The sequence below is a fragment of the Streptomyces sp. NPDC050856 genome (assembly GCF_040653855.1).
Taxonomy (GTDB): Bacteria; Actinomycetota; Actinomycetes; order Streptomycetales; family Streptomycetaceae; genus Streptomyces.
The window spans coordinates 66986-82862 of the sequence record NZ_JBFAGV010000024.1 but is presented as its reverse complement, the minus strand read 5'-3'; the positions used below and the strand labels follow the sequence as shown (position 1 = coordinate 82862).

General features: G+C 71.8%; 17 protein-coding genes. 1 reads left to right on the top strand and 16 read right to left on the bottom strand.

Features of this window, described 5'->3' with window-relative positions; genetic code table 11:
* Positions 1 to 5 precede the first annotated feature (5 nt).
* A complete protein-coding gene (locus AB0H53_RS21230) occupies positions 6 to 983 on the bottom strand; it encodes an aspartate carbamoyltransferase catalytic subunit (RefSeq protein WP_362115406.1) in 978 nt (325 codons plus the stop codon).
* 125 nt (positions 984 to 1108) lie between these two features.
* Entirely contained in the window at positions 1109 to 1687 is a 579-nt protein-coding gene (pyrR, locus tag AB0H53_RS21225; protein ID WP_362115403.1) for a bifunctional pyr operon transcriptional regulator/uracil phosphoribosyltransferase PyrR, read from the bottom strand.
* Positions 1688 to 1885: 198 nt separating this feature from the next.
* On the opposite strand from pyrR, the gene bldD reads away from it, so the two are divergent.
* Positions 1886 to 2386: a transcriptional regulator BldD gene (gene bldD, locus AB0H53_RS21220; protein ID WP_064068023.1), complete on the top strand. Its 501-nt coding sequence runs from the start codon at positions 1886 to 1888 to the stop codon at positions 2384 to 2386.
* Positions 2387 to 2615: 229 nt separating this feature from the next.
* Here bldD and nusB read toward each other — a convergent pair whose 3' ends face one another.
* From nusB to AB0H53_RS21150, 14 genes are all read right to left on the bottom strand, one after another.
* Positions 2616 to 3044 (bottom strand): transcription antitermination factor NusB, encoded by a 429-nt coding sequence (gene nusB / locus AB0H53_RS21215; RefSeq protein ID WP_362115400.1) that lies wholly within the window; start codon positions 3042 to 3044, stop codon positions 2616 to 2618.
* Between the two features lie 2 nt (positions 3045 to 3046).
* Complete coding sequence (efp, locus tag AB0H53_RS21210) at positions 3047 to 3613, bottom strand: elongation factor P (RefSeq protein WP_362115397.1); 567 nt, start codon at positions 3611 to 3613, stop codon at positions 3047 to 3049.
* A 59-nt stretch (positions 3614 to 3672) separates the two neighbouring features.
* A complete protein-coding gene (locus AB0H53_RS21205) occupies positions 3673 to 4779 on the bottom strand; it encodes an aminopeptidase P family protein (RefSeq protein ID WP_362115394.1) in 1107 nt (368 codons plus the stop codon).
* A 289-nt stretch (positions 4780 to 5068) separates the two neighbouring features.
* Entirely contained in the window at positions 5069 to 5884 is an 816-nt protein-coding gene (locus tag AB0H53_RS21200) for a Pro-rich N-terminal domain-containing protein (RefSeq protein ID WP_362115392.1), read from the bottom strand.
* Between the two features lie 131 nt (positions 5885 to 6015).
* On the bottom strand, positions 6016 to 6456 hold the full coding sequence (gene aroQ, locus AB0H53_RS21195) for a type II 3-dehydroquinate dehydratase (protein ID WP_362115389.1): 441 nt from the start codon (positions 6454 to 6456) through the stop codon (positions 6016 to 6018).
* Entirely contained in the window at positions 6453 to 7547 is a 1095-nt protein-coding gene (aroB, locus tag AB0H53_RS21190) for a 3-dehydroquinate synthase (protein WP_362115386.1), read from the bottom strand. The genes aroQ and aroB overlap by 4 nt, the downstream gene beginning before the upstream one ends.
* The gene (locus tag AB0H53_RS21185; protein ID WP_362115383.1) at positions 7544 to 8059 is read right to left on the bottom strand and encodes a shikimate kinase; all 516 of its coding nucleotides are present in this window, start codon (positions 8057 to 8059) and stop codon (positions 7544 to 7546) included. Before AB0H53_RS21185 ends, aroB begins: the two co-directional genes overlap by 4 nt.
* A gap of 4 nt (positions 8060 to 8063) precedes the next feature.
* Positions 8064 to 9248, bottom strand: coding sequence for a chorismate synthase (gene aroC, locus AB0H53_RS21180; protein ID WP_362115380.1), 1185 nt, complete (start codon positions 9246 to 9248; stop codon positions 8064 to 8066).
* Positions 9249 to 9374: 126 nt separating this feature from the next.
* Complete coding sequence (locus tag AB0H53_RS21175) at positions 9375 to 10217, bottom strand: shikimate dehydrogenase (protein WP_362115377.1); 843 nt, start codon at positions 10215 to 10217, stop codon at positions 9375 to 9377.
* Positions 10195 to 11859 (bottom strand): endolytic transglycosylase MltG, encoded by a 1665-nt coding sequence (mltG, locus tag AB0H53_RS21170; RefSeq protein ID WP_362115374.1) that lies wholly within the window; start codon positions 11857 to 11859, stop codon positions 10195 to 10197. The genes AB0H53_RS21175 and mltG overlap by 23 nt, the downstream gene beginning before the upstream one ends.
* A 101-nt stretch (positions 11860 to 11960) precedes the next feature.
* Complete coding sequence (gene ruvX / locus AB0H53_RS21165) at positions 11961 to 12425, bottom strand: Holliday junction resolvase RuvX (RefSeq protein ID WP_362115371.1); 465 nt, start codon at positions 12423 to 12425, stop codon at positions 11961 to 11963.
* Positions 12425 to 15094, bottom strand: coding sequence for an alanine--tRNA ligase (gene alaS / locus AB0H53_RS21160; protein ID WP_362115368.1), 2670 nt, complete (start codon positions 15092 to 15094; stop codon positions 12425 to 12427). Before alaS ends, ruvX begins: the two co-directional genes overlap by 1 nt.
* Positions 15094 to 15426, bottom strand: a complete 333-nt coding sequence (locus AB0H53_RS21155; protein ID WP_362115365.1) for a DUF6167 family protein — start codon at positions 15424 to 15426, stop codon at positions 15094 to 15096. Before AB0H53_RS21155 ends, alaS begins: the two co-directional genes overlap by 1 nt.
* A 7-nt stretch (positions 15427 to 15433) precedes the next feature.
* Positions 15434 to 15871 carry a DUF948 domain-containing protein gene (locus AB0H53_RS21150; protein ID WP_362115362.1) on the bottom strand — a complete coding sequence of 146 codons (438 nt, stop codon included), beginning with the start codon at positions 15869 to 15871 and terminating at the stop codon, positions 15434 to 15436.
* Positions 15872 to 15877 lie beyond the last annotated feature (6 nt).

Sequence of the window (15877 nt, the reverse complement as noted above, 5' to 3'; positions counted from 1 at the left end):
GGGTCTTACTTCTCCTCGGTACGGGGGTGGGTGGCGGCGGGCTCGTTGCCGCCCAGCAGCAGGTACAGGACGGCCATCCGGATGGAGACGCCGTTGGCGACCTGTTCGACCACGGTGCAGCGGTCGGAGTCGGCGACCTCGGCGGTGATCTCCATGCCGCGGACCATGGGTCCGGGGTGCATGACGATGGCGTGTTCCGGCATCTTGGCCATGCGCTCGGCGTCCAGCCCGTAGCGCCGGGAGTACTCGCGCTCGGTGGGGAAGAAGGCGGCGTTCATCCGCTCGCGCTGGACGCGCAGCATCATCACCGCGTCCGACTTGGGCAGCACGCCGTCCAGGTCGTAGGCGACGTCGGCGGGCCAGCTCCCGACGCCGATCGGCAGCAGGGTGGGCGGGGCGACGAGGGTGACCTGGGCGCCGAGGGTGTGCAGCAGGTCGACGTTGGAGCGGGCGACCCGGCTGTGCAGGACGTCGCCCACGAGGGTGATGCGCTTGCCGGCCAGGTCCTGGCCGATGCCGGCGTCCCGGCCGACCAGGCGGCGGCGCATGGTGAAGGCGTCGAGGAGGGCCTGGGTGGGGTGCTGGTGGGTGCCGTCGCCCGCGTTGATGACGGTGGCGTCGATCCAGCCGGAGGTGGCCAGCCGGTACGGGGCGCCGGAGGCGCCGTGCCGGATGACGACGGCGTCGACGCCCATGGCCTCCAGGGTCTGGGCGGTGTCCTTGAGGGACTCGCCCTTGGAGACCGAGGAGCCCTTGGCGGTGAAGTTGATGACGTCGGCGGACAGTCGCTTCTCGGCCGCTTCGAAGGAGATCCGGGTGCGGGTCGAGTCCTCGAAGAAGAGGTTGACGACGGTGCGGCCGCGCAGGGTGGGCAGCTTCTTGATCGGCCGGTCGGCGACCCGGGCCATCTCCTCGGCGGTGTCGAGAATGAGGACGGCGTCGTCGCGGGTGAGGTCTGCGGCCGAGATGAGGTGGCGCATCATCGGGGGGTTCTCCGGGTGTGTGGAGGTCTGGGGTCCGGGGGTGCCCCCGGAGGGGCCCGGCAGGCACGCGGGCGTGCGGCGCGACCGCCGTACGGACGGGGCGATCGGTGCCGTACGGAGGTGCGCTAACGCTCGCCGGCCGGGGTGGTCTCCCGCACCCCGAGCAGCACGGTGTCGCGACCGTCCTCCTCGGCGAGCTGGACCTTGACCGTCTCCCGCAGCGACGTGGGGAGGTTCTTGCCGACGTAGTCGGCGCGGATGGGGAGCTCGCGGTGGCCCCGGTCGACCAGGACGGCGAGCTGGACGGCGCGCGGCCGGCCGATGTCGCCGAGCGCGTCGAGGGCGGCGCGGATGGTGCGGCCGGAGAAGAGCACGTCGTCGACGAGGACGACCAGACGGCCGTCGACGCCGTCACCGGGGATCTCGGTGCGGGCCAGGGCGCGGGCGGGGCGCATCCGCAGGTCGTCGCGGTACATGGTGATGTCGAGCGAGCCGACGGGGATGGCGCGGCCGGTGATCTGCTCGAGCTTGTCGGCGAGCCGGCGGGCGAGGAAGACGCCGCGCGTGGGAATGCCGAGGAGAACCACGTCGTCGGCGCCCTTGGCGCGCTCGACGATCTCGTGGGCGATCCGGGTCAGTACCCGGGCGATGTCGGGAGCCTCGAGAACGGGGCGTGCCGCATCGGACTGCTGGCTGGTGTCCATAGGAAACGGACCTCCTTCTCCGCCTCACGGGACGGACCTTAAAGGACGTCGGAATTGCGCCATCCACCCTACCAGGGCCGGGGACCCGCTCCGCCACCCGCCCACCGAAGAGGGTCGGTACGGACCGTTCGGCTTGACGCAGCCAAGTAACGCTGCGTAACCTCACAGTGAGTTACCAGTCTTCGTCCCGGGAGCTATATGTCCAGCGAATACGCAAAACAGCTCGGGGCCAAGCTCCGCGCCATCCGCACCCAGCAGGGCCTCTCCCTCCACGGGGTGGAGGAGAAGTCCCAGGGTCGCTGGAAGGCCGTTGTGGTCGGCTCGTACGAGCGCGGCGACCGTGCCGTGACCGTGCAGCGCCTGGCCGAGCTGGCCGACTTCTACGGCGTCCCGGTTCAGGAGCTGTTGCCGGGCACCACGCCGGGCGGGGCCGCCGAGCCGCCGCCGAAGCTCGTCCTGGACCTGGAGCGCCTGGCTCACGTTCCCGCGGAGAAGGCGGGCCCGCTGCAGCGCTACGCCGCGACGATCCAGTCGCAGCGCGGTGACTACAACGGCAAGGTGCTGTCCATCCGCCAGGACGACCTGCGCACGCTCGCGGTCATCTACGACCAGTCGCCCTCGGTGCTGACCGAGCAGCTCATCAGCTGGGGCGTGCTGGACGCGGACGCCCGGCGTGCGGTGGCCCACGAAGAGGCCTGAGGGGCATTCGCGCCCTGAGGGCCCACCCTCCAGCAGAAACGTTGCCGCCGGGTGCGGCGGAAGCCTTCGGGCGTTCCGCCGCACCCGGCGGTCTTTCGCGCGCCCTCCCGGCTCGGGTACGCGTCCTCCCGGCTCGGGTACGCCGAAGGGCCCGCCGCGCACGAGGCGCTGCGGGCCCTTCGCAGAGGTACCGGCTGGGTGGGGAGCCCGGAGCGGCCCCGCGCCCGGCTCAGTCCCGGCGGAGGCTGGGCTTGAGGTCCTTGAAGCGGCCCAGGAGCCCGTTGACGAACGACGGGGACTCGTCGGTCGAGAACTCCTTGGCGAGCTGCACCGCCTCGTCGATCACCACCGCGTCCGGAGTGCCGTCCACCCACACCAGCTCGTAGGCGCCGAGCCGCAGGATGTTCCGGTCGACGACCGGCATCCGGTCGAGCGTCCAGCCGACCGCGTAGGTGGAGATGAGGTCGTCGATGCGGCCCGCGTACTGCGCGTACCCCTCGACCAGCTCCATCGTGTACTCGTTGACCGGCGGCTGCCGGTCGTCGGACCGGGCGTGCCGGACCCAGTCCGCGAGGACCTGCTGCACGGGCGCACCGCGCTGGTCGGCCTCGAAAAGGATCTGGAAGGCGCGCTTGCGGGCCTTGTTGCGGGCAGCCACGGTTAGCTGTTCACCCGGCCGAGGTAGTCGCCGGAACGGGTGTCGACCTTGATCTTCTCGCCGGTGGTGATGAAGAGCGGCACCTGGATGGTGTAGCCGGTCTCCAGGGTGGCGGGCTTGGTGCCACCGGTGGAGCGGTCGCCCTGGACACCGGGCTCGGTCTCCTGGATGGTCAGCTCGACGGCGGCCGGGAGCTCGACGTAGAGCACCTCGCCCTCGTGCTGCGCGACGCTGGCGGTGAAGCCCTCGATGAGGTAGTTGGCGGCGTCGCCGACCGTCTTGCGGTCGATCATGAGCTGGTCGTACGTCTGCATGTCCATGAAGACGTAGTACTCGCCGTCCATGTACGAGAACTGCATGTCGCGGCGGTCGACGGTGGCCGTCTCGACCTTCACGCCGGCGTTGAAGGTCTTGTCGACGACCTTGCCGGAGAGCACGTTCTTGAGCTTGGTGCGCACGAAGGCCGGGCCCTTGCCGGGCTTGACGTGCTGGAACTCGACGACGGACCAGAGCTGGCCTCCGTCGAGCTTGAGCACCATGCCGTTCTTGAGGTCGTTCGTGGAAGCCACGGTTGCGGAATCTCCTGGACTGACGCTGGTGGACGACCGAGGCGTGGTGCTTGACGCGCCTACAGCGCGAGCAGCTCCTTGGTCGTGATGGTGAGTAGCTCGGGTCCGCCGTCCGCCTCCTGGCGTACGACGAGCGTGTCATCGATCCGGACGCCGCCCCGACCCGGGAGGTGGACCCCCGGTTCGACGGTGACCGGCACACAAGCGTCCAGTTTACCCATGGCGGCGGGTGCCAGCTCCGGGTCCTCCTGGATTTCCAGCCCCACCCCGTGGCCCAGGAAGGGCGCCAGGCCCTCGCCGTATCCGGCCGAGTGGAGGATGTGGCGGGCCGCGTGGTCCACGTCGCGGTAGGCCGTGCCGGGGGTCAGCGCCTCGCGGGCGGCCCGCTGAGCGGCGAAGACCAGGTCGTACAGCTCGATCTGCCAGTCCGCCGGAGCGGTCCCGATGACGAAGGTGCGGCCGATCTCGCAGCGGTATCCGCGGTAGTTGGCGCCCAGGCAGACGGAGAGGAAATCCCCCTCCTCCACGCGCCGGTCGGAGGGCCGGTGGCCGCCCCGCCCGGAGTGGGGCCCGGTGGCGACGGAGGTCGGGAAGGCGGGCCCGTCCGCCCCGTGGTCGACCAGCCGCCGTTCCAGCTCCAGCGCGAGGTGCCGCTCGGTGCGCCCGACGAGGATCGACTCCAGGAGCTCGCCGAGCGCCTGGTCGGTGATCTCGGCCGCGATACGGAGGCAGGTGATCTCGTCCTCGTCCTTGACGACGCGTTCCTGCTCGACGGCGGCGCCCAGGTCGGCGAGGCGCAGGCCGGCGGCGACCGACTCCATCGCCCGGTAGCGGGCGACGCTCAGGTGGTGTTCCTCGACGGCGAGCGCGTCCGCACCGGCCTCGCGGGCGAACCCGGCGGCGGCGACGACCGGATCACCTCCCCGCTCCGGGAGGACCACCAGCCGCAGCCGCTCGTCGACGCGGCCTTCGGAGAGGTCGCCGGAGGGTGCGCGGGGACACAGCAGTACGTCCGGTCCGGCACCGATCAGCAGGACCGCGCCGGCCGGGGAGCCGCCGGCGAGGTAGCGGACGTTGGCCGGTCCGGAGACCAGGGCCGCGGCGGCACCGGCCACCGCGCACCGGTCGCGCAGCCGTTCGCGGCGGTCCGCGTACACCTCTGACATGTTTCGAGCGTACGAGCGGCCGGGCCACCCGGCAGTTCGAGCGGGTCCGGACGTGTCCGCGCGGCCCGCACCCCGCGGGCACCCCGCGCCTGCCCGGCCGTGCCGACCGTCCCGGCTCACCCGGGCCGCCCTCCCCACGCCGGCTCGCACCGGGGCCCGGCGAGTGGGCCGAAGGGGCGCGTCGGCACCGGAAGGGAGAACACGCGGAGGTCGTGAGGAACGAGCGACCGAGCACGATCGACCGCCGGCACCGGCTCGCAGCGTCCCGGAGGCGAACCGAGCCCCGACCTCAGAAGGCCGGTGGGCTGGCGATGGCGCGGGCCAGGACGTCGTCGAGGACGCGGGCGGTGGTCTCCACGTCGTAGGTGGAGTTGTCGATGATCGGCAGGCCGGAGCCGTACCAGCCGGCCATCCGGCCGTGGATGCCGGCGACTTCCTCGTCGGAGAGCCTGCGGTTTCCGCTGCGCTCGGCGTTGCGCTCGAGGACGATCTCCAGGCCGGGCAGCAGGACGACGGGGAGCAGTCCCGGGCCGACGTGGCGTTTCCAGCCCCCGAGGCCGACGACCGGGCGGTCGGGGAAGACGGCGTCGTCGAGGATGCAGGAGATGCCGTTGGCGAGGAAGTTGCGGGCGGCGAAGCCGCAGGTGCGGCGGGCCAGGCGGTACTGCGCCTCGGACTGGTCGTTCCAGCCGGACCTGGGGTCGGCGAATCCGGCGCAGACCCATTCGCGTACGTCGTCCAGGCTGATGTGGGCGGTGGGTACGCGGCGGTGCGAGGCCCAGTACCGGGCGACGGTGGTCTTGCCGGCGCCGGCGGGCCCGATCAGCAGGACGGCGAGGGTCGCGTTGCCGGTGCCGGTGCCGGTGCCGGTGGTGTGGTCGGCGGGTGGCGGGACCGGCGCGGTGACCGGTGCGCCGGGCGGCAGCTGCATGTGGCCGGTGGTGTCGCGGGAGGGCGGCGGGGGCGCGTGGTGGGGCGCGGGCCCTGCCCAGCCGGGTGCGGCGGGCTGGGGGTGGGGTGGATGAGGGGCCTGGTTCGTCCACCCGGCCGCTGCGTGCCCCGGTCGGTGGGGCTGCGGCAGCGGAGCCCCCACTGCGTGCTGCATCCGGTGCCACTCCGTCTCGTGCGACTGACGCTGTCGGGCGCCCGTTCGGGTCGCCCGTTACCGAACCGTACCCTCCCCGGTGGGCAGTTCGGGAACGGCCGGGGAGGGCCGGGGGTGCGGGGTGGCCGGGGTCAGCCGTCCAGCTCTTCGGCGAGGGCGCGCAGGGCGAGCCGGTAGGAGCCGATGCCGAAGCCCGCGACGGTGCCGCTGGCGACCGCGGCGACGACCGAGGTGTGGCGGAATTCCTCGCGGGCGTAGGGGTTGGAGATGTGCACTTCGACGAGCGGGGCGGTGCGCTGGGCGGCGGCGTCCCGCATGGCGTACGAGTAGTGGGTGAAGGCGCCCGGGTTGAGGACGACCGGGAGGGAGCCGTCCGCCGCCTCGTGGAGCCAGCGGACCAGTTCCCCCTCGTCGTTGGTCTCGCGCACCTCGACGTCCAGGCCGAGTTCGTCGCCGAGCGTGCGGCACGCGTCGACCAGTCCGGCGTAGGTGGTGGCGCCGTACACGTCGGGCTCCCGGGAGCCGAGCCGGCCGAGGTTGGGGCCGTTCAGGACGAGGACGCGCCGGGTCACGCGGCGACCTCCCCGTAGGCGGCGACGAGCACCGCGGGGTCGGGGCCCTCGAGCACGGTGGGCCGGGCGAGGCCGTCGAGGACGATGAAGCGCAGCAGGTCGCCGCGGGACTTCTTGTCGACCCTCATGGTCTCCAGGAGCTTGGGCCACTGGTCGCCCCGGTAGGTCAGTGGCAGGCCGACGGACTCCAGGACGGTGCGGTGCCGGTCGGCGGTGGCGTCGTCGAGGCGTCCGGCGAGCCGGCCCAGTTCGGCGGCGAAGACCATGCCCACGGAGACGGCGGCGCCGTGACGCCACTTGTAGCGCTCGTTCTTCTCGATGGCGTGCGCGAGGGTGTGGCCGTAGTTGAGGATCTCGCGCAGTCCGGATTCCTTCAGGTCGGCGGAGACCACGTCGGCCTTGACCCGGATGGAGCGTTCGATCAGTTCGCGGGTGTGCGGGCCGGCGGGGGTCCGCGCGCCCTGCGGGTCGGCCTCGACCAGGTCGAGGATGGCCGGGTCGGCGATGAAACCGGCCTTGATGATCTCGGCCATCCCGCTGACGTAGTCGTGGACCGGCAGCGAGTCCAGCGCGGCGAGGTCGCAGAGGACCCCGGCGGGCGGGTGGAAGGCGCCGACGAGGTTCTTGCCCTCGGCGGTGTTGATGCCGGTCTTGCCGCCGACGGCCGCGTCGACCATGGCGAGCACGGTGGTGGGTACGGCGATCCAGCGCACCCCGCGCAGCCAGGTGGCCGCCACGAACCCGGCCAGGTCGGTGGTGGCGCCGCCGCCGACGCCGACGATGACGTCGCTGCGGGTGAAGCCGGTCTGGCCGAGCGCCTTCCAGCAGTAGGCGGCGACTTCGGCGGTCTTGGCCTCCTCGGCGTTGGGCACCTGGATGGCGACCGCCTCGTACCCCTGGCCGGCGAGGTCGGCGCGCAGTGCCTCACCGGTCTCGGCGAGCGCCTCGGGGTGGATCACGGCGACGCGCTTGGCCGAGGGTCCGAGCAGGCCGGCGAGCTCGCCGAGCAGCTGCCGGCCCACCAGCACCTCGTACGGGTCGGTGCCCGCCGTGCCGCCGACCTGGATACGGGTCACTGCCTGGTCAGTCACTTCTTCAGCTCCAGTGCGTCGAGGACCGCCTCGGCGACCTCTTCGGGGGTCCTGTCGTCGGTGGCCACGACCACCCGGGCGACTTCGGTGTACAGGTGGCGCCGGGCCTCCATCAGCTCGCGCCACTGGCGGCGCGGGTTGACGGCCAGCAACGGGCGGGCGGTGTTGAGGCCGACGCGCCGGACGGCCTCGTCCACCTCCATCGAGAGGTAGACCACGGGCAGCCCGGCGAGCAGCGCGCGGGTACCGGCGTCGAGGACGGCGCCGCCGCCGAGGGCGAGGACACCCGGGTGCTCGGCGACGGCGGCCCGTACGGCGGCGCGTTCCAGCTCCCGGAAGCGGTCCTCGCCGTCCTCGACGAAGATGTCCGAGATCTCGCGTCCCTCGGCGGCGACGATGTCGGCGTCGGTGTCCCGGTAGGCGCAGCCGAGCCGTTCGGCGAGGAGTGCGCCGACGGTGGACTTGCCGGATCCCATGGGTCCGATCAGGACGAGCAACGGGCTGTGGCTCACCGGATCACCGGATCCGGAGGTTGTCGAGGTACGAGCGGACGTTGCGGCGGGTCTCCGGCACGGAGTCGCCGCCGAACTTCTCGGCCACGGCGTCGGCGAGCACCAGGGCGACCATGGCCTCGGCGACGATGCCGGCGGCCGGTACGGCGCACACGTCGGAGCGCTGGTGGTGGGCCTTGGCGGGCTCGCCGGTGGCGACGTCGATGGTGGCCAGCGCGCGCGGCACGGTGGCGATGGGCTTCATCGCGGCCCGCACCCGCAGCAGCTCGCCGGTGGTCAGGCCGCCCTCGGTGCCGCCGGAGCGGCCGGAGGCGCGCTTGACGCCCTGGTCGGTGGCGAGGATCTCGTCGTGCGCCTGGGAGCCGGGCACGCGGGCCAGGTCGAACCCGTCACCGACCTCCACGCCCTTGATGGCCTGGATGCCCATCAGGGCGGCGGCGAGCCGGGCGTCAAGCCGCCGGTCCCAGTGCACGTGCGAGCCGAGTCCCACGGGTACGCCGTAGGCCAGGACCTCGACCACACCGCCGAGGGTGTCGCCGTCCTTGTGGGCCTGGTCGATCTCGGCGACCATCGCCTCGGACGCGTCGGCGTCCAGGCAGCGCACCGGGTCGGCGTCCAGCCGCTCGACGTCCGCGGGGGTGGGGTACACGCCGTAGGGGGCCTTCGCCGACGCCAGTTCCACGACGTGGCTGACGATCTCGATGCCCGCGGTCTCCTTGAGGTACGAGCGGGCCACCGCGCCCAGGGCGACACGTGCCGCGGTCTCCCGGGCGCTGGCGCGCTCCAGGAGGGGCCGGGCCTCGTCGAAGCCGTACTTCTGCATGCCGGCGAGGTCGGCGTGGCCGGGGCGGGGCCGGGTCAGGGGGGCGTTGCGGGCCACGTCGGCGAGCTCGGCCGGGTCGACCGGGTCGGCCGACATGACCTTCTCCCACTTGGGCCACTCGGTGTTGCCCACCATGACGGCGACGGGCGAGCCCATGGTCAGGCCGTGGCGCACACCGCCGAGGAAGGTGACCTCGTCACGCTCGAACTTCATCCGGGCGCCCCGTCCATAGCCGAGGCGCCGCCGGGCCAGGTGGTCCGCCACCATCTCGGTGGTGATCGGGACACCGGCGGGAAGACCCTCCAGCGTCGCCACCAGTGCGGGGCCGTGCGACTCCCCCGCGGTCAGCCAGCGCAACCTGCTCAACGGTGCTCCTCATGCTCGCGCCTGGAACTGCGACGGCGCGACCGGGTGCGCGGCCCTGGCCCGCCACCCACGATCCTCCCACGTCCCGGCGGCCGGGCTGATCGCCGGTCCAGCAGGCGGACGGGTTCAGGCGCCGGCCAGGGCCGATTCGCCGGCCGCGCGCATCGCCGCGAGCGGCGCCGGGGTGAGGCCGGTCATCTGTTCCACCTGGAGGACGGCCTGGTGCACCAGCAGGTCGAGGCCGCCGAGGACCGCGCCGCCGCGCCGGGCCCAGGCCGCCGCCAGGGCGGTGGGCCACGGTTCGTACAGCACGTCGAAGAGGGTGCCGGGCCGGTCGGGGACGAAGGAGGCGAGAGCGTCGGTGGTGCCGGCGGGTGTGGTGGCGATGACGAGCGGGGCGGTGAGGGCCTCGGCGGCGTCGGCCCATTCGGCGATGCGCACCGGTGTTCCCAGCCGTTCGGCCCAGCCGCGCATCTCGGCGGCGCGGGTCTCGCTGCGTACGTAGGCGGTCACCGGCCCGGTGCAGACGCGGGACAGCGCGGCGAGCGCCGAGGAGGCGGTCGCTCCGGCACCGAGGACGGCGGCTGCCTCCACCCGCTCCACGCCTCGCTCCCGCAGCGCGGCGATCATGCCGGGGATGTCGGTGTTGTCACCGATCCGGTGGCCGTCCTCGGTGAGGACCACGGTGTTGACGGCCTCCACGGAGGCGGCCGTGTCGCTGATCCGGTCGAGCAGCGGGATGACGGCCCGCTTGAGCGGCATGGTCAGCGACAGCCCGGCCCAGGTCCCGTCCAGTCCCTTGAGGAACCCGGGGAGGTGGGCCTCGTCCACTTCGAACCGGTCGTAGGACCAGTGGGTGAGGCCCAGCTCCGCGTAGGCCGCCCGGTGCAGCAGGGGCGACAGGGAGTGGTCGATGGGCGATCCGAGGACGGCGGCCCTACGGGCTTCACTCGCTGCCCTGGTTGTCATTGAACTTGTCCTTCAGCTCCAGGAACTCGGCGTGCGTCTTGGCGAATTCCGTCTTGTGCATGCCGTCCGTCGCCACGAAGTACATCCAGCCGTCCTTGGTCGGATTCAGCGCGGCGGCCAGGGCCTCGGCCCCGGGGTTGCTGATCGGGCCGGGGGTGAGCCCCTTCTGGGTGTACGTGTTGTACGGGTCCTTGTTGCTGTTGATCTCGGACTCGCTGATCTCGATCTCGCTCTGGCCCTTGAGGTAGTTGAAGGCCGAGTCGAATTGGAGCAGCTGGTTGGTCTCGGTGTTGGTGGGCTTGAGACGGTTGTACACGACCTCGCTCATCTTGCGGAAGTCGTCCTCCGTCTTGCCCTCGACCTGGACGAGGCTGGCGACGGTGAGGAGCTGCCACGGCCCTTCGAGGTCGAGCGACTGCGCCTTCGCCTCCAGGTTGAGCTTGCCGTACTCCTCGTTGGCGCGGGCGACCATCTTTTTGAGGACGTCCTGCGGCTTGCTGCCCTTGGCGACCGGATAACTGGCCGGGAAGAGGAACCCTTCGAGCGGGTCCTTCACGTCCGGGTGGCGGGTGGCCCAGTCGGGCAGGCCGAGGCTCCCGGCCTGTTCCCCGGCGACGGTCCTGGTGGTTCCGGCCGGGAGTTCGAGGCGCTTGTCGATCGCCGCGTACACCCAGGCGTTGCGCTTGCCCTCGGGAACGGTGAGGGAATTGCGGCTGGCCGGGCTGAGCATCAGTTCGATCGCGCTCGCCGCCGACATGCCCTTCTTGAGGGTGTAGGCGCCTTCCTGGATGGGCTTGTTCTTCGCGATCTTCTCCTGGGCGGAGACGAAGGCGCCCGTGCTCTTGACGACGCCGTTCTTGACGAGGATGCCGCCGATCTCGTAACCGCCGGCGCCCGGCGGGATCACGACCTCGACGGTCTCGCTGGTGCCGGCCCCCACGAAGTCGGGGGCCTCGCCGAACTGGCCCTGCCAGAACTGGTAGCCGAAGTAGCCGACGCCGCCCGCGCCGCCCGCCAGGACCAGGGTGACGATCAGGCAGGCGAGGCCGTTGCGGCTCTTCTTCTTCTGCTTGCCGCGCCGCTCGCGGGCGCCGCGGCGCCCGCCGTCCGGGGCGCCACCGGGTTCCTCGTCGTCGCCGCTGCCGCTGCCGCCGCCGTCGCGGTCGTCCCCTCCGTCACCGTCGGAGAGGAACGCGGGGCTCGGCTCCGGCTCCTGAGGCCGTGGCTCGTGCTCGGTCCGGTGCTGCGGTTCGGGCTGCCGCTGGCCGGGGGGTTGGGGCGGCGGGTACGCCTCGGGAGTGCTGTAGGTGTCGGGCGCGTGGCCGCCGTACGGGTCGGCCGGTACGGGCGGGGCCCCGTAGGGCATGGCCGACTGCTGGCCGGTGTCCCAGCCGGCGTCGTACGGCTGGCCGTCGTGCTCCTGGGCCTGCTGCTGGTACGCGTGCTGGGGCTGCGTCTGCGGGTGCCGGTCACCGTAGCCCTGCGGCTGCTGGCCGTACGGGTCCTGGTGGGATCCGTACGGCGCCTGCTCGTCGTGCTGCTGCCGGCCGCCGGCCTGCTGACCTTCCCATCCCGGGTCCCCGTACAACGGGTCCTCGGGATGCCACGGTGCGGAGCCGGAGCCCCGTCCATATTCAGTCATCGATCCCCAAACAGCCGCGAGGCTTCCGGACGTTCCGCCTCTACGTCGTGCGGCAACTGTTCGAACGCCACCGCATCGCGCGGAACGTTACCGTACCGCGATCAGATGACCACTTCGACGCCCTCGCCGGGAGGATTACCTGATACCCGTTCGGACTCCAGAGCCTGTTGCAGGATGATCACAGCGGCTGCCTGGTCGATGACAGTACGGCCTTTCCTGGACTTCACGCCCGAAGCGCGCAGCCCTTGCCCGGCCGTCACTGTGGTCATCCTCTCGTCCACCAGTCGTACCGGGACGGGTGCGATCGAGCGGGCCAGCTCCTGGGCGAAGGCGCGGACCTTGACCGCGGCCGGCCCCTCGCCCCCGCTGAGGGAGCGGGGGAGCCCGACCACGACCTCGATCGGTTCGTACTCCTCGGCGATCAGGCGCAGCCGCCGGTGGGCGGCCGGGACGTCACGTCCCGGCACGGTCTCCACCGGCGTGGCGAGGACCCCGTCGGGGTCGCACGAGGCGACCCCGATCCGGGCGTCCCCGACGTCGATCGCGAGTCTGCGGCCTCGGCGCATCAGGCCGTCTCGGTGACGAGGCGCTCGACGGCGTCGATGGCCTCGCCGATGGCGGCCGGGTTCTGGCCGCCGCCCTGGGCGACGTCGGGCTTGCCGCCACCGCCGCCGCCGAGGGTCTTGGCGGCCGTACGGACCAGCTCGCCGGCCTTGAGCCCGCGCCCGCGGGCGGCCTCGTTGGTGGCGATGACCGTCAGCGGGCGGCCGTTCGCCGTGGTGAACAGGGCGACCACGGCCGGGCGGTCGCCCGGGATGCGGCCCCGTACGTCGAGGACCAGCTTGCGCAGGTCGTCGGCGGTGGTGGCGTCCGGGACCTGGCCGGTCACCAGGGCCACGCCGCGGACGTCCTTGGCGCCCTGGGCGAGACCGGCGGCGGCGGCGAGGACCTTCTCCGCGCGGAACTTCTCGATCTCCTTCTCGGCGTCCTTGAGCTTGCCGAGCATGGCGGAGACCTTCTCGGGCAGTTCCTCGGGGCGGCCCTTGACCAGCTCCTGGAGCTGGGCGACGACCGTGTGCTCCCTCGCGAGGAAGTTGTAGGCGTCGACGCCCACGAGGGCCTCGATACGGCGCACGCCGGAGCCGATCGAGGACTCGCCGAGCAGCTTCACCAGGCCGAGCTGGGCGGTGTTGTGCACATGCGTGCCGCCGCACAGCTCCTTGGAGAAGTCGCCGATGGTGACGACGCGGACCCGCTCGCCGTACTTCTCGCCGAACTCGGCGATGGCGCCCTGCTTCTTGGCCTCGTCGATACTCATGACCTCGGCCTGGACGTCCAGCTCGCGGGCGAGGACCTCGTTGATCTTCTGCTCGACGTCGGTGAGGACCGTGCCGGGGACGGCGGCGGGCGAGCCGAAGTCGAAGCGGAAGCGGCCCGGGGCGTTCTCGGAGCCGGCCTGGGCGGCCGTCGGGCCCAGCGCGTCACGCAGCGCCTGGTGCGTGAGGTGGGTGGCGCTGTGGGCGCGAGCGATGGCGCGGCGGCGCCGGACGTCGATGGCGGCGTAGGCGGAGGAGCCCACGGTCACCTCGCCGACCTGGACCGAGCCCTTGTGCACGGAGACACCGGGGACCGGCTGCTGGACGTCGCGGACCTGGATGACGGCGCCCGTGTCCAGCTTGATGCGGCCGGTGTCGGCCTGCTGGCCGCCGCCCTCGGCGTAGAACGGAGTGCGGTCCAGGACGACCTCGACCTCGTCGCCCTCGGTGGCGGCGGGCGAGGGCACACCGTTGACGAGGAGGCCGACGACGGTCGACTCGCCCTCGGTGGAGGTGTAACCGGTGAACTCGGTGGAGCCGGCGCTGTCGGCGATCTCGCGGTAGGCGGTGAGGTCGGCGTGGCCGGTCTTCTTGGCCTTCGCGTCGGCCTTGGCGCGCTCCCGCTGTTCCCTCATCAGGCGGCGGAAGCCGTCCTCGTCCACGGACAGGCCCTGCTCGGCGGCCATCTCCAGGGTGAGGTCGATCGGGAAGCCCCACGTGTCGTGGAGGAGGAAGGCCTTGTCACCGGGCAGCACACTGGAGCCCTTGGCCTTGGTCTCGGTGACGGCGGTGTCGAGGATGTTCGTGCCGCCCTTGAGGGCCTTGAGGAAGGCGGCCTCCTCGGCCAGGGCGACGGTCTCGATCCGCGCGCGGTCGGTGATCAGCTCGGGGTACTGCTGCCCCATCGTCGCGATCACCACATCGACCAGGTCCTTGACGACCGGCCCGGTGGCGCCCAGCAGCCGCATGTTGCGGATGGCGCGTCGCATGATGCGGCGCAGCACGTAGCCGCGGCCCTCGTTGCCGGGGGTGACGCCGTCGCCGATGAGCATCACGGACGTGCGGATGTGGTCCGCGACCACCCGGAGGGAGACGTCGGTGTCGTGCTTGTCGCCGTACCGGACGCCGGTGAGCCCGGTGGCCTTGTCGATGACGACGCGCAGGGTGTCGGTCTCGTACATGTTCTGCACGCCCTGCAGGATCATGGCGAGGCGTTCGAGGCCGAGACCGGTGTCGATGTTCTTCGACGGCAGGTCCCCCAGGATGGGGAAGTCCTCCTTGCCGTCACCGGCACCGCGCTCGTACTGCATGAAGACCAGGTTCCAGATCTCCACGTACCGCTCGTCGTTGACGGCCGGGCCGCCCTCGGGGCCGAACTCCGGACCGCGGTCGTAGTTGATCTCCGAGCAGGGGCCGCAGGGGCCGGGCACGCCCATGGACCAGAAGTTGTCCTTCTTGCCCAGGCGCTGGATGCGCTCGGCGGGGACGCCGATCTTGTCGCGCCAGATCTGCTCGGCCTCGTCGTCGTCCAGGTAGACGGTGATCCACAGGCGCTCGGGGTCCAGGCCGTAGCCGCCCTTGTCCTGGGGGCTGGTGAGCAGCTCCCAGGCGTAGGAGATGGCGCCTTCCTTGAAGTAGTCCCCGAAGGAGAAGTTGCCGCACATCTGGAAGAAGGTGCCGTGGCGGGTGGTCTTGCCGACCTCTTCGATGTCGGGCGTGCGCACACACTTCTGGACGCTGGTGGCGCGCGGGGCGGGCGGCTTGGTCTCACCGAGGAAGTACGGCTTGAAGGGCACCATGCCCGCGTTGACCAGCAGCAGAGTCGGGTCGTCCGCGATGAGCGACGCCGAAGGCACGACGGTGTGCCCGCGCTCCTCGAAGAAGCTCAGCCAGCGGCGGCGGATTTCAGCCGACTCCATCAGTGGTCCTCATTCCGGTTGAACGAATGCTTGGGATACGGGTGCTCGGCCGCCGGGTCCAGGGCGGCGGCGCGGCGCGGTGCCGGGAGCTCCGGGGGGTCGGCCGGCGCGTCGAGACCCAGCGCCTCCCCCAGCTCGGCCTCGCGCTGGACCATTCCCGCCCGGACGTCGAGGGCGAAGTCCTTGAGCCGGTGGCCCGCTTCGACGGCCTTGTCGACGGCCTGCGCCGCCAGGCTCTCGGGGGTCAGCTGCTTGAGCTTGCGGTTGACCTTGGTGGTGGCCCACACACCGGCTGCGGCGCCGGTGGTGAACCAGAACATACGGCGGAACATCCCTGCGTCAGCCCTTCCGCTTCTTCCTGCCGGACCGGGCGGTCGGCACCGTACGGCCGACGACGACCGTGCGGCTCGACTGCCCGGCCGGCCCGTCGTCCTTGTTCCGGCTCATCGCCCGGCGTACGCCGTAGCCGAACGCCGCGACCTTGACCAGTGGTCCGCCGAAGGTCGAGGCGACCGTCGTGGAGAGCGCGGAGGCGTTGGAGGTGACTTCTTGGACGTCCGTCGCGATGGCGTCGACCCGGTTGAGCTGGGTCTGCGCGGAGCGCACGGTCGCGGAGGCGTCGGCGAGCAGCGGAACGGCCTGTTCCGTCACGTCCGCCACCAGCCGGGTGGTCGCCTTGAGCGTCTGGGCCAGCCTCACCAGCACCACGGCCAGGAAGGAGACCAGGATCGCCCAGAAGACGGCCACCAGAATCCCGGCAACCTCTCCACCGGTCACTGCGCA

Excerpts from the sequence above, each read along its gene's own strand:
- AB0H53_RS21230 (WP_362115406.1), bottom strand. The coding sequence starts at position 983 with ATGATGCGCCACCTCATCTCGGCCGCAGACCTCACCCGCGACGACGCC.
- pyrR (WP_362115403.1), bottom strand. The coding sequence starts at position 1,687 with ATGGACACCAGCCAGCAGTCCGATGCGGCACGCCCCGTTCTCGAGGCT.
- bldD (WP_064068023.1), top strand. The coding sequence starts at position 1,886 with ATGTCCAGCGAATACGCAAAACAGCTCGGGGCCAAGCTCCGCGCCATC.
- AB0H53_RS21205 (WP_362115394.1), bottom strand. The coding sequence starts at position 4,779 with ATGTCAGAGGTGTACGCGGACCGCCGCGAACGGCTGCGCGACCGGTGC.
- AB0H53_RS21200 (WP_362115392.1), bottom strand. The coding sequence starts at position 5,884 with ATGCAGCACGCAGTGGGGGCTCCGCTGCCGCAGCCCCACCGACCGGGG.
- AB0H53_RS21175 (WP_362115377.1), bottom strand. The coding sequence starts at position 10,217 with ATGACAACCAGGGCAGCGAGTGAAGCCCGTAGGGCCGCCGTCCTCGGA.
- mltG (WP_362115374.1), bottom strand. The coding sequence starts at position 11,859 with ATGACTGAATATGGACGGGGCTCCGGCTCCGCACCGTGGCATCCCGAG.
- ruvX (WP_362115371.1), bottom strand. The coding sequence starts at position 12,425 with ATGCGCCGAGGCCGCAGACTCGCGATCGACGTCGGGGACGCCCGGATC.
- alaS (WP_362115368.1), bottom strand. The coding sequence starts at position 15,094 with ATGGAGTCGGCTGAAATCCGCCGCCGCTGGCTGAGCTTCTTCGAGGAG.
- AB0H53_RS21155 (WP_362115365.1), bottom strand. The coding sequence starts at position 15,426 with ATGTTCCGCCGTATGTTCTGGTTCACCACCGGCGCCGCAGCCGGTGTG.